Source organism: Enterococcus sp. 3C7_DIV0644, assembly GCF_002141235.1.
Lineage (GTDB): Bacteria > Bacillota > Bacilli > Lactobacillales > Enterococcaceae > Enterococcus_D > Enterococcus_D entomosocium.
The window spans coordinates 2,800,074-2,812,077 of the sequence record NZ_NGLK01000001.1; the positions used below are offsets into that span (position 1 = coordinate 2,800,074).

Consider the following 12,004-nt stretch of genomic DNA (forward strand, 5'->3'; position numbering starts at 1 on the left):
GAGCAAGAGTTCGATATAATAGAGTTAAGAAGAAGAAAAGAGTGGTCCTTTTCCTTCTTTACTGGTAGACGAAAGGGGTAATTTTTATGTTTAGATATAATGTGCGCGGCGAAAATATCGAGGTAACAGAAGCGATCCGTGATTACGTCGAGAAAAAAGTAGGTAAATTAGAACGTTATTTTAACGATGTGCCGGAAGCAACAGCACATGTTAATTTGAAAGTTTATACTGAAAAAACAGCAAAAGTAGAAGTAACGATTCCTTTACCATTCTTAGTTCTGCGTGCGGAAGAAACCTCACCTGATCTATATGCTAGTATCGATTTGGTTGTTGACAAATTGGAACGCCAAATCCGCAAATTTAAAACAAAAATCAACCGCAAATCTCGCGAGACAGCATTGGTTCCGCCAACAGATGGTGATTTGTTCACAACTGAAGCAAACGATGAAGAAAACAATGGTTCTGAATTAGACATCGTACGTACAAAACGTTTGTCTTTAAAACCAATGGACAGTGAAGAAGCTGTTTTACAAATGAACATGCTTGGACACAACTTCTTTATCTTTGAAGATGCGGAAACGAATGGAACGAGCATTGTGTATCGTCGAAAAGATGGCAAATACGGGTTGATCGAAACCGATTAACAAGTGTTGATACCTTTTTCTCGACACCCCAAAAAATAGTCTTTTTTGACAGAGTAGCTGAGAAGCTACTCTGTTTTTTTATACTCGTTAAATTGGCTGGAAATCTTTTTTATATAGAGAGTGTCTTGGTTCTTCTTTTGGTTTATTATGTTATACTATAGATGAAATAATACAAGGAGAGTGAATCATGACTACGCTAGCAGATGTTGCTAAAAAAGCAAATGTTTCCGCAATGACCGTTTCTCGAGTGATCAATCATCCGGACAAAGTAACTGAAGAGTTAAAGCAGCTGGTTCATCAAGCGATGCTTGAATTGGATTATCAGCCGAATATTGCTGCCAAATCATTAGTTTCCAAGCGTTCCCATATCATCAAAGTGTATATTTTAGAGGAGATGGATACGACGGAACCTTACTATATGAACTTATTGGTTGGGATCGCTCGTTCTATTGGTAAAGCACACTATTCTTTGCAGCTAGTTACGACTGACGGGGTGGATCGTGGTCCAGCAGATGGCTGCATCATTACGGGCTTTCGCCAGGCTGACATGGACTGGATAAGAAATTTAAGAAAGCCTGTGGTGTTGTTTGGCGAAAATGAAGCTGGGTTCAGTTTTGTTGACAGTGACAACTACCAAGGAATCGTTTCTGCATGCAAACATGCTATCGACACCGGCTATCAACAATTGGTCTATATTGGTTTAGAGTTGGAAGAAGCGTTTACGAAAAGCCGAGAAGAAGGGTACATAGATACAGTCAAAAAAGCGGGAATATCACCAAAAATCTATCGTTTTGACAACCGATCTTCCGCCGCCCGCAAGTTTATCCAATCGCAGAATGAGCATTTAATGAAAAACACTTGTTTTATCTGTGCCACAGATCGTTTAGCGTTAGGCATCAATCAAGGCTTACAGTCGATCGGAGTGGAGGTGCCAGATGATTTTGGGATCATCGGCTACGATGGCGTATTCCTTGATCAGGTAAGTTCGCCAAAATTGACAACGATGAAGCAAGCCATCGTGGAAATGGGGGAAGTTTGCGGCGAATTATTGATCCAAAAAATCGAACATAATGATACGAGCCAGCGACAACAGCGCTTTTTACCTCAACTCGTGGTTCGTGAATCCACAAAATGAAAAATTAAGCAAATGGTTGCGCAATTTCTTTTTGATTCCTCGACATCTTAATTTAAAGGTTTTTTCTATTTTTGTTATCGCTAACATTTAGAAAAGGTTTGCCATTTTAAGAAACCGGTTGCATAATGGAGTTACAAATTGCAGGAGGTAAACAGGATGAAAGTGAATTGGAAAAAGGCAGCTCTAGGATTAGTTTCAGGAAGTGCGTTGTTAGCGCTTGCAGCGTGTGGCGGCAACGGCGGTAGTACCGATGGTAGTAATGCAGATGCAGGTTCAGGGAGCGATGAAAAAACGCTCACGGTCTCTGTAGGCGCAGACTATATTGATTATATCAATGAAGTGAAATCTGACTTTGAATCTGAAAATGATGTTACCATCAACGTTGTAGAAATGGATATGTTCGATCAAATGGATGCGCTTCAACTAGACGGTCCTGCTGGGAAAGGTCCAGATGTTACGATGTCTCCTTACGATCGTGTAGGTCAAGTAGGCTCGCAAGGGCATTTGGCAGAAATGACTTTGCCAGATGATGGACGGTACAGCGATACAGACAAGCAACAAGTGACGATCGATGATAAAATCTATGGCGCACCAGCAATGATTGAAGCAGTTGTCATGTTCTATAACAAAGATTTGATCGATGAAGCGCCAGCAACTTTTTCTGATTTAGAAGAGCTAGCAAAAGATGATCGTTTTGCAGAAGGCGATGACAATGTTGGTTTCTTAGCTCGTTGGACAGACTTTTATTATACGTACGGTCTATTAGCTGGTTATGGTGGTTATGTCTTTGGGGATGAAGGGACAGATCCATCTGACTTAGGGATCAACAATGAAGGTTCTGTTGAAGCAATCACGTACGCAACTGATTGGTTCCAAAATGTCTGGCCGCAAGGAATGCTGGATGTATCAGCCAACGAAAACTTGATGTTAGATTACTTTAACCAAGGCAAAACAGCAGCCATCATTTACGGACCATGGGGCGTGAACGGCTTTGAAGAAGCAGGGATTAACTATGGCGTAGCGAAAATCCCAACGCTGAGCAATGGCAATGATTATGAAACGTTTGGTGGTGGAAAAGCATGGGTTGTTTCCAACTACTCACAAAACAAAGACATTTCTCAACAATTTGTCGAATATTTAACAAACGAAGCTAATCAAGAGAAATTGTATGAAATGCGTCATGATATTCCAGCAAACATTATGGCTCAAGAAACAGTTGCTGCTTCTGATGATCCAGTAGCAAAAGCAGTGATTGAGCAATACAGTGTTTCACAACCAATGCCAAATATCCCTGAAATGTCTGAGGTTTGGGTAGGGGCTGAAAACATGCTGTTTGATGCAGGTTCAGGCAATATGACTCCTCAAGAAGCAGCGGATAATGCTGCCAAAACAATCGAAGAAGCGATTGAGCAGAAATATTAATAAATAGCCGATTACGGTCTGTCATTCATGTCGACGATTCTATAGAGGATGTTTGTCAAAAGGATTCCTTGCAACGTAGCACGCAAGAAATTGCTTGATGAGATTGATTTCTATGGATCGTCGGCCGCTTGGCAGACTTTCGATTTTAAGGAGGATACATATGAGGACGAATTCAAAAGCCATGCAGACAGCGCTTCTTTCAATCATCCCTGGGGTGGGACAATTCAAAAATGGTCAGAAATTTAAAGCGGGACTCTTTTTTGCGGTCTTTCTAATTTTTCTAGGCGAAATGCTTTTGTTCGGTGGACAAGCATTATATAACTTTGTCACACTGGGATCAGTACCGATGGAACACAATTCTTTGTTCTTGTTGATCGAAGGAACGCTACAGGTCATCGTTACCGTTATTTTCATTATCTTTTGGGTTTTAAATATCAAAGATGCCTATCAAGTTCGCCAAAGTATTGAAAAAGGGTTCCCGGTGGCAGTTACGAGAAAAGAGTTTTTCAATAAATTGTATGAGGATGGTTTCGCTTATCTATTGACGATCCCAGCCTATCTGGTGATGATCGTAGCAATTATTTTTCCGGTAATGGTGACACTCTTCATGGCGTTTACCAACTATGATTTTCGACATATTCCGCCAGCAAACTTAATCGACTGGATCGGTTTTTCGAATTTTACGAATATCTTCACCTTAAGTTCTTACCGCGACACCTTTGTAAAAGTGTTTAGTTGGACGGTGATTTGGACCGTTTTAGCAACTACTTTGCAAATTACCTTAGGAATACTGACAGCAGTTGTTGCCAATCAAAAATTTGTGAAGTTCCGTCGGGTCTTCGGGGTGATTTTCTTGCTTCCTTGGGCGGTGCCAGCGTTCATCACGATCATGAGTTTTTCGAACATGTTTAATGATACCGCTGGAGCGATCAATACGCAGGTGATCCCGCTATTGAACAATTTGCCTTTTGTTGATATTGGCAATATTGCTTGGAAAACCGACCCGTTTTGGACAAAGACCGCGATTATTTTGATTCAAGGTTGGTTAGGGTTTCCATATATTTATGTTATGGTCTCAGGGATTTTACAATCCATTTCTGAAGATTTGTATGAAGCAGCCAAAATGGATGGAGCAAATGCGATTCAGCGTTTTCGCAATATTACGTTACCGGCGATCTTTTTGGTGGCAGCACCAACCTTCGTTACGCAATATACAGGGAACTTTAATAACTTCTCCATGATCTATCTCTTTAACGAAGGTGGTCCAGGAAGTTTAGGTGGAAATGCCGGTTCGACGGATATTTTGATTTCATGGATCTACAAATTGACGACGGGCGGCTCGCCACAATACTCGATTGCTTCTGCATTGACCTTGATCATTTCCTTTGTGGTGATTTCCATTTCATTACTGGTGTTTAAAAAGACGAATGCATTTAATATGGAGGATTGAGGATGAAAAAGAAAAAGTTTTCTTTCAGCAAATTATTTACCTACTTGTTTATGATCGCTTTATCGATCGTTATCATCTATCCCTTGTTGATTACCGCAACCTCAGCCTTCAAGGCAGGGAATATGATCGCCTTTCGCTTGGATTTTGATGCGGATTGGACATTGAACAACTTTCGACGATTGTTCAATGAAACCCCCTATTTGACATGGTATAAAAACACCTTGATCGTGGCTGTTTCCACGATGGTGATCCAAGTAATGATCGTAACACTGGCAGGGTATACTTACAGTCGTTATCGCTTTGCCGGTCGTAAGAGCAGTTTGATGGTGTTCTTGATCGTTCAGATGGTGCCAACGATGTCGGCGTTGACCGCTTTTTATGTCATGGGCTTATTAGCAAACGGTCTAGATAGTTTCTGGTTCTTGACACTGATCTATATCGGTGGTGGGATTCCCATGAATACTTGGCTGATGAAAGGGTACTTTGATACGGTACCGATCGACTTGGATGAATCAGCAAAACTTGACGGTGCAGGGCATTTCCGCATCTTTTGGCAAATCGTTTTGCCCCTCGTAAAACCAATGGTTGCCGTCCAAGCATTGTGGGCCTTTATGGGGCCATTCGGCGAATTCTTGCTGGCGCGGTTCTTGCTTCGCTCACAAGAGCGTTTGACCGTCGCAGTCGGGCTGCAGACCTTTATCAACGATGCCCGTAATCAACGGGTCGCACTCTTTGCGGCTGGGGCGATTTTGATCGCCGTACCGATTGCTGCACTGTTTTTCTTCTTACAAAAATACTTTGTTTCAGGTTTGACCTCGGGCGGAACAAAAGGATAGGAATGATAGGATGTCTGAACAACGATTTCCCTTAACATACTTTGGGGCCATATTTTCTCCAACAAAAGTCTATGCATGGCGTAAAAAATTAAATCGCTGGCAGCAAGTGTTTGTCTATATTTTCTTGATGTCCTTGCTGATGATCCCGCTGACCTTGATGATCAGCAAGCAAACGGATCAAGCCTTTGCAGCATTTTTCCCCCATGCAAAAACACTCATGACTGCTGAAACAGCAGCCGAATACAGTGAACTGCAGCTGGATGATGGCAAACTTTTAACGGATGAGTCACAAGTCTTTTCGCAAACAGAAGCGGGCATTATAGGTGTTGCGCTTTCAGAAGCGGACCTTTCAAGAGCAAAATATGCCATCAATTTTCGTGAAACAGACTGGACCATCAAAGAGGAAATCGATGGACAAACCTATCATTATGAGATGCGTTACACGGCGGAAATGATGCCTGATCAAGTGCATGATGCGGCTTCGTTTCAGAAAGTGATCGAAGACGGCTTTTATCGCAACAACGAGACGGCGATTTTCTTCAGCCAGACGATCACGGTGGCATTTTTATTGGTGGCAATGAATAGTATCCTCGTCATGGGCGCAGCGTTTTTCCTCTGGCTGACGAAAAAGTCGCGACTGTCGACGATCAGCAGTTTCAAAGAAAGTACCAACGTGATTTTGAATGCACTGGGGGCAGGCTCTCTGGTGGCGATGTTGGCAGGATTTATTGGCGCGGACATCATCTTGATGATTGGGATCCAATCTTTAGGCATGCTGCTGATGCTCTTCTTAGCTTTCATAAAAACCCGTTTTAAAACGGCCTAATTTGCAAATATTCGCAACAAGTCATTTGGACGTGCGCTGGACTTTGGGCACCGATCGATGGCTTGTTGCGTATTTTTTCCCTTCGTTTCTTTAAAATCTGTGAAAAAAGGTTAAGAATCCGTTTATCACGCAAGATTGATGCGATAGTTCTATCGAAAAATATTTCATTTATGGTGAACTAGTGCTAAAATAGTTAGGAGAGTTTCCAGCTAGGATAATGCAGAAGTAAAAGGAGAATTATTAAGGTATGGCCAATTTTTTTAGAAAATTAATCGAAAACGACAAAAAAGAATTAAAACGTCTTGACCATATTGCGAATCAAGTTGAATCACATGCGGATGAAATGGCCGCTTTATCTGATGAACAATTACGCGGGAAAACCGATGAATTTCGTCGTCGTTTCCAAGAGGGAGAGACTTTGGATAAATTATTACCTGAAGCCTTTGCAGTAGTACGTGAAGCTGCAAAACGCGTTTTGGGCCTTTATCCTTACCACGTCCAATTAATGGGTGGGATCGTCTTGCATGATGGGAATATCCCAGAGATGCGTACGGGTGAAGGGAAAACCTTGACGGCGACATTACCTGTTTATTTGAATGCTTTGAGCGGTCAAGGTGTCCACGTCGTAACTGTCAATGAATACTTGGCAACTCGTGACTCGACTGAGATGGGGGAGCTGTACAACTTTTTAGGATTGACAGTCGGTTTGAACATCAACTCAAAATCAGCAGAAGAAAAACGTGCGGCGTATGCTTGTGACATCACTTATAGTACAAACAATGAATTAGGGTTTGACTATTTGCGGGACAACATGGTGGTTTATCGTCATCAAATGGTACAACGTCCATTAAACTATGCCATTGTCGATGAAGTCGATTCGATCTTGATCGATGAAGCGAGAACGCCATTGATCATTTCAGGACAAGCAGAAAAATCGACCGCGCTATACAATCGGGTCGACAATTTCGTCAAACGCTTGACGGAAGAAGAAGACTACAAAATCGATATTCAATCAAAAACGATCGGCTTGACAGAACGTGGGATCGAAAAAGCGGAGGAGACCTTCGGCTTAGAAAACTTGTATGATATCGAAAACACCGCATTGACCCATCACTTGGACCAAGCGTTGCGGGCGAATTACATCATGATTCGTGACATTGATTACGTGGTGCAAGATGGCAAAGTAATGATTGTTGACCAATTTACAGGTCGGATCATGGATGGCCGCCGCTATTCTGACGGGCTGCATCAAGCGATCGAAGCAAAAGAAAGTGTCGAGATCGAAGATGAAACCAAAACGATGGCGACGATCACATTCCAGAACTATTTCCGGATGTACAAAAAACTGTCTGGGATGACCGGTACTGCGAAAACGGAAGAAGAAGAGTTTAGAGAAATCTATAACATGCAAGTCATTCAGATTCCTACGAACAAACCGATCTTACGGGATGATCGTGCGGACTTGCTTTATCCAACACTTACCAGCAAATTCCAAGCAGTCGTTCAAGACATCAAAGAGCGTCACCGCAAAGGGCAACCAGTCCTTGTAGGGACGGTCGCTGTTGAGACTTCTGAATTACTATCATCAATGCTTGATCGGGAGAAAGTTCCTCATGAAGTATTGAATGCCAAGAATCACTTTAAAGAAGCGGAAATCATTTTGAATGCTGGGCAAAAAGGTGCTGTAACGATCGCGACCAATATGGCTGGTCGGGGAACGGATATCAAGTTGGGTCTTGGTGTTGCAGAACTAGGCGGATTGGCAGTTATTGGTACCGAGCGTCACGAATCACGACGGATCGACAACCAGTTGCGGGGACGTGCGGGACGTCAAGGAGATCCAGGGATGTCGCAATTTTACCTGTCGCTAGAAGATGATTTAATGAAACGTTTTGGTTCTGAACGAATCAAAGTGTTCTTAGATCGGATGAAAATCGATGAAGGCGATGCCGTGATCCAAAGCAAGATGCTTTCAAAACAAGTAGAATCTGCCCAAAGACGAGTGGAAGGGAATAACTACGATACCCGGAAAAACGTCTTGCAATACGATGACGTAATGCGAGAACAGCGGGAAGTTATTTACGGACAACGTCAAGAAGTAATCATGGAAGAAACGGATCTTTCACCACAATTAATGAATATGGTGAAACGTTCCATCAGCCGTGTCGTTGACAGTCATACGCAATTAGAAGAAAGCAATTGGAATTATGAAGGAATCGTTGATTTTGCTGCCAATGCACTTGTTCATGAAGATACCATCAGTATTGAAGACATCAAGGGCAAATCAGCTCAAGAGATTAAAGATTATCTAAACCAACGGGCAGAAGAAGTCTTTGAACAAAAGAAAACACAACTTAATAGTCCAGAACAATTACTGGAATTTGAAAAAGTAGTGATTTTACGAGTCGTTGATACGAAGTGGACCGACCACATCGATGCCATGGATCAATTGCGCCAATCGGTTGGGTTACGGGCTTATGGACAAAACAATCCGTTAGTTGAATACCAAACAGAAGGATTCAATATGTTTGAAAACATGGTTGGAGCCATCGAGTATGAAGTAACTCGTCTGTTTATGAAGGCAGAAATCCGCCAAAACGTTCAACGGGAACAAGTAGCCCAAGGAGAAGCACAAGGGGTAGAAGAAGCACCGGCTGCCCAAGCGCCAAGTTTCAAAAACGTGGGCCGCAATGATCCTTGTCCTTGCGGAAGCGGGAAAAAATTCAAGAATTGCCACGGGAAAAATATGTAACAAGTTTTGAAAAAGGTGAGAGTAGGCTGGCAGACGTTTTTGTCCAGTCTACTTTCGTTTGTAAGAAAAAAAGAAAGAAGGAATTTTAATGGAAATCGCAGATATTCGGAATCAATTGACCCAGATGAATGAAAAAATAATCAGTTTTAGGGGGTCTCTTTGACTTAGATCAGTTAGAAGAGGACATTGCGGAAGCGGAACACCAAATGGCAGATCCTACCTTTTGGGATGATTCAGAAAAAGCTCAACAAGTCATTAACGCCAACAATGCCAACAAAGAGACTTACGATCAATTCAATCAGCTAGCAGAAGAATTGGAAGAACTCGAAGTGATGTTGGAAATGATTCAAGAAGAAGCCGATCCGGAAATGGAAGCAGAACTTGATGCGCGAATCGGTAAGTTAAATGAGAAAATGGCTTCTTATGAATTGTCGATGTTGTTAGATGAACCCTATGATCGAAACAATGCCATCATCGAGCTGCACCCGGGAGCAGGCGGTACCGAGTCGCAAGACTGGGGCAGCATGCTGTTACGGATGTATACTCGTTTTTGTGAACAACATGGGTATCAGGTGGAAACTTTGGACTATCAAGCCGGTGATGAAGCGGGGATCAAAAGTGTCACATTACTTGTGAAAGGCCACAACGCCTATGGCTATTTGAAGTCGGAAAAAGGCGTGCATCGCTTGGTCCGTATTTCACCTTTTGATTCTGCTAAGAGACGGCATACGTCATTTTGCTCGGTGGATGTGATGCCAGAATTAGATGGGGCGATCGATGTGGAGATCAACTCAGATGATTTGAAGATCGATACGTACCGCGCAAGCGGCGCTGGTGGACAGCACATCAACAAAACCGAATCTGCTGTGCGGATCACTCACATTCCAACAGGTACAGTGGTCGCTAGCCAAGCCCAGCGTTCACAGCTGAAAAACCGTGAGCAAGCGATGGGGATGTTGAAAGCTAAGCTGTATCAATTAGAAGTCGAAAAGAAAGAACAAGAAGCAGCAGCCTTGCGAGGCGAGCAATTAGAGATCGGCTGGGGCTCGCAAATTCGTTCTTATGTCTTCCATCCCTATTCAATGGTCAAAGATCACCGAACGAATTTCGAAACTGGGAATGTACAGGCAGTCATGGATGGCGATTTGGACGGCTTTATCGATGCCTATTTGAAGCTGAAACTGAATCAAAAATAACCTGGTATGACTTAAACAGATTGAAACACAATTGTAATCTGTTGCAAGCAAGGTGAAATATATTCATGCTATAATAAGCCAGAATGAAAATTTGAGATGGAGAGATAGCTGTATGATAGAAATGAAAGATATAATGAAAAAGTACTCTAATGGTACGACTGCTATCCGTAACCTTTCGATTTCAATTGATCAAGGGGAGTTTGTCTATGTCGTTGGACCATCCGGCGCCGGAAAATCAACCTTTATCAAATTGATGTATCGAGAAGAAAGAGCAACAAAAGGCGTTTTGAATGTCGCAGGATATGATTTGGTCGGCATGAAAAACCGTGAGATCCCTTTGATGCGCCGGGAAATCGGCGTGGTCTTCCAAGACTACAAACTTTTACCGCGGAAAACGGTCTTTGAAAATGTTGCTTATGCAATGCAAGTTATCGGACGCAAACCCCGTGATATCAAAAAACGGGTGATGGAAGTTTTGGATTTGGTCGGACTGAAACATAAAGTTCGGGTCTTTCCAAGTGAACTTTCCGGTGGGGAACAACAACGGGTGTCGATCGCTCGTGCCATCGTAAATACACCGAAGGTATTGATTGCGGATGAACCAACCGGAAATCTAGATCCTGAAAACTCATGGGAAATCATGAAATTGCTTGATCGAATCAATGCACAAGGAACAACGGTCGTTATGGCGACCCATAATAGTACGATCGTAAATACGATTCGTCATCGCGTGATCGCGATTGAGAATGGCCGCATTATTCGCGACCAAGCGGAAGGAGAATATGGTTACGATGATTAGAACATTTTTCCGTCATCTCCTGGAGAGTATTAAAAGTTTAAAGCGTAACGGCTGGATGACTATCGCGTCATTGAGTGCCGTGACGATCACATTAACATTAGTCGGTATTTTTCTAGGTGTAATCTTAAATGCAACAAAACTAGCCGAAGATATTCGTGAGAATGTGGACGTGTCGGTTTTCGTTGATATTGGTACAGAACAAGAAGACATGGATGCTTTAGAACAGGCCTTAAATGATCTGCCGAACGTTTCAGAAGTGACATTTTCTAGTCGAGACGAAGAATTGCAGAAGATCCAGGATGCCATGGGGGATTCATGGAACTTGTTCGAAGGCGACAGTAATCCACTGTATAACGTATTTGTTGTAAGTGCCACAGATCCAGAGTATACGACAGAGATCGCAGAACAAGCTGGGGATTTGCCGAATGTCTTTAAAGCCGATTACGGTGGAGACTCTTCTGACCGAATCTTTGAATTGTCTGCGGCTGTGCGGACTTGGGGCTTAGCTGCTGCTGTCTTACTGATTTTTGTGGCAATGTTCCTAATCTCTAATACGATTCGGATCACGATTTTGTCCCGTCAAAGAGAAATTCAAATCATGCGTCTGGTTGGGGCGAAAAACGGCTACATTCGTTGGCCATTCTTCCTTGAAGGAGGCTGGATCGGACTCTTAGGATCAATTGTCCCAATTGCGTTGATGTACTTCGGGTATCATCAAGTTTATGCAATGGTCAATCCATCCTTGCTACGTTCAAATTACAGCTTAATTGCACCAAATATGTTTCTAATACAAGTGTGCGGTGTGATGGCACTGATTGGTATCGTGATTGGTTCGCTTGGTTCCGTCTTATCAATGCGCCGATTTTTAAAATTCTAAACGTATGTTTTATTAAAGTCGATCGTCAGATCGGCTTTTTTTGTTTCATCACAGTGTTTCTTTACTT

The 12,004-nt window shown here is 42.6% G+C and carries 10 protein-coding genes; all 10 read left to right on the plus strand.

Annotated elements, in window-relative coordinates:
* Nucleotides 1–86: 86 nt before the first annotated feature.
* The 10 genes from raiA to ftsX all read left to right on the plus strand — a co-directional run bounded on the left by raiA (nucleotide 87) and on the right by ftsX (nucleotide 11,937).
* Nucleotides 87–644 carry a ribosome-associated translation inhibitor RaiA gene (gene raiA / locus A5877_RS13125; RefSeq protein WP_005237301.1) on the plus strand — a complete coding sequence of 186 codons (558 nt, stop codon included), beginning with the start codon at nucleotides 87–89 and terminating at the stop codon, nucleotides 642–644.
* 187 nt (nucleotides 645–831) lie between these two features.
* Complete coding sequence (locus tag A5877_RS13130) at nucleotides 832–1,779, plus strand: LacI family DNA-binding transcriptional regulator (protein ID WP_086316959.1); 948 nt, start codon at nucleotides 832–834, stop codon at nucleotides 1,777–1,779.
* 156 nt (nucleotides 1,780–1,935) lie between these two features.
* Nucleotides 1,936–3,201, plus strand: coding sequence for an extracellular solute-binding protein (locus A5877_RS13135; RefSeq protein ID WP_061053856.1), 1,266 nt, complete (start codon nucleotides 1,936–1,938; stop codon nucleotides 3,199–3,201).
* 160 nt (nucleotides 3,202–3,361) lie between these two features.
* Nucleotides 3,362–4,651: a carbohydrate ABC transporter permease gene (locus A5877_RS13145; protein ID WP_077453540.1), complete on the plus strand. Its 1,290-nt coding sequence runs from the start codon at nucleotides 3,362–3,364 to the stop codon at nucleotides 4,649–4,651.
* A 2-nt stretch (nucleotides 4,652–4,653) separates the two neighbouring features.
* Nucleotides 4,654–5,487 (plus strand): sugar ABC transporter permease, encoded by an 834-nt coding sequence (locus A5877_RS13150; protein WP_005237297.1) that lies wholly within the window; start codon nucleotides 4,654–4,656, stop codon nucleotides 5,485–5,487.
* Nucleotides 5,488–5,497: 10 nt separating this feature from the next.
* Entirely contained in the window at nucleotides 5,498–6,313 is an 816-nt protein-coding gene (locus A5877_RS13155; RefSeq protein ID WP_086316960.1) for a DUF1189 domain-containing protein, read from the plus strand.
* Nucleotides 6,314–6,560: 247 nt separating this feature from the next.
* Complete coding sequence (gene secA / locus A5877_RS13160) at nucleotides 6,561–9,065, plus strand: preprotein translocase subunit SecA (protein ID WP_005237295.1); 2,505 nt, start codon at nucleotides 6,561–6,563, stop codon at nucleotides 9,063–9,065.
* An 88-nt stretch (nucleotides 9,066–9,153) separates the two neighbouring features.
* Nucleotides 9,154–10,261 (plus strand): peptide chain release factor 2 gene (prfB, locus tag A5877_RS13165; protein WP_101495161.1). Its coding sequence is split into 2 segments (ribosomal slippage): nucleotides 9,154–9,225 and nucleotides 9,227–10,261, totalling 1,107 coding nucleotides; the frame shifts between segments, so codons are not numbered across the junction.
* A 112-nt stretch (nucleotides 10,262–10,373) separates the two neighbouring features.
* Nucleotides 10,374–11,060, plus strand: coding sequence for a cell division ATP-binding protein FtsE (gene ftsE / locus A5877_RS13170; protein WP_005237293.1), 687 nt, complete (start codon nucleotides 10,374–10,376; stop codon nucleotides 11,058–11,060).
* Nucleotides 11,053–11,937 (plus strand): permease-like cell division protein FtsX, encoded by an 885-nt coding sequence (gene ftsX, locus A5877_RS13175; RefSeq protein ID WP_005237292.1) that lies wholly within the window; start codon nucleotides 11,053–11,055, stop codon nucleotides 11,935–11,937. Before ftsE ends, ftsX begins: the two co-directional genes overlap by 8 nt.
* Nucleotides 11,938–12,004 lie beyond the last annotated feature (67 nt).

Excerpts from the sequence above, each read along its gene's own strand:
- ftsE (WP_005237293.1), top strand. The coding sequence starts at position 10,374 with ATGATAGAAATGAAAGATATAATGAAAAAGTACTCTAATGGTACGACT.
- secA (WP_005237295.1), top strand. The coding sequence starts at position 6,561 with ATGGCCAATTTTTTTAGAAAATTAATCGAAAACGACAAAAAAGAATTA.
- A5877_RS13145 (WP_077453540.1), top strand. The coding sequence starts at position 3,362 with ATGAGGACGAATTCAAAAGCCATGCAGACAGCGCTTCTTTCAATCATC.
- A5877_RS13130 (WP_086316959.1), top strand. The coding sequence starts at position 832 with ATGACTACGCTAGCAGATGTTGCTAAAAAAGCAAATGTTTCCGCAATG.
- raiA (WP_005237301.1), top strand. The coding sequence starts at position 87 with ATGTTTAGATATAATGTGCGCGGCGAAAATATCGAGGTAACAGAAGCG.
- A5877_RS13150 (WP_005237297.1), top strand. The coding sequence starts at position 4,654 with ATGAAAAAGAAAAAGTTTTCTTTCAGCAAATTATTTACCTACTTGTTT.
- ftsX (WP_005237292.1), top strand. The coding sequence starts at position 11,053 with ATGATTAGAACATTTTTCCGTCATCTCCTGGAGAGTATTAAAAGTTTA.
- A5877_RS13135 (WP_061053856.1), top strand. The coding sequence starts at position 1,936 with ATGAAAGTGAATTGGAAAAAGGCAGCTCTAGGATTAGTTTCAGGAAGT.
- A5877_RS13155 (WP_086316960.1), top strand. The coding sequence starts at position 5,498 with ATGTCTGAACAACGATTTCCCTTAACATACTTTGGGGCCATATTTTCT.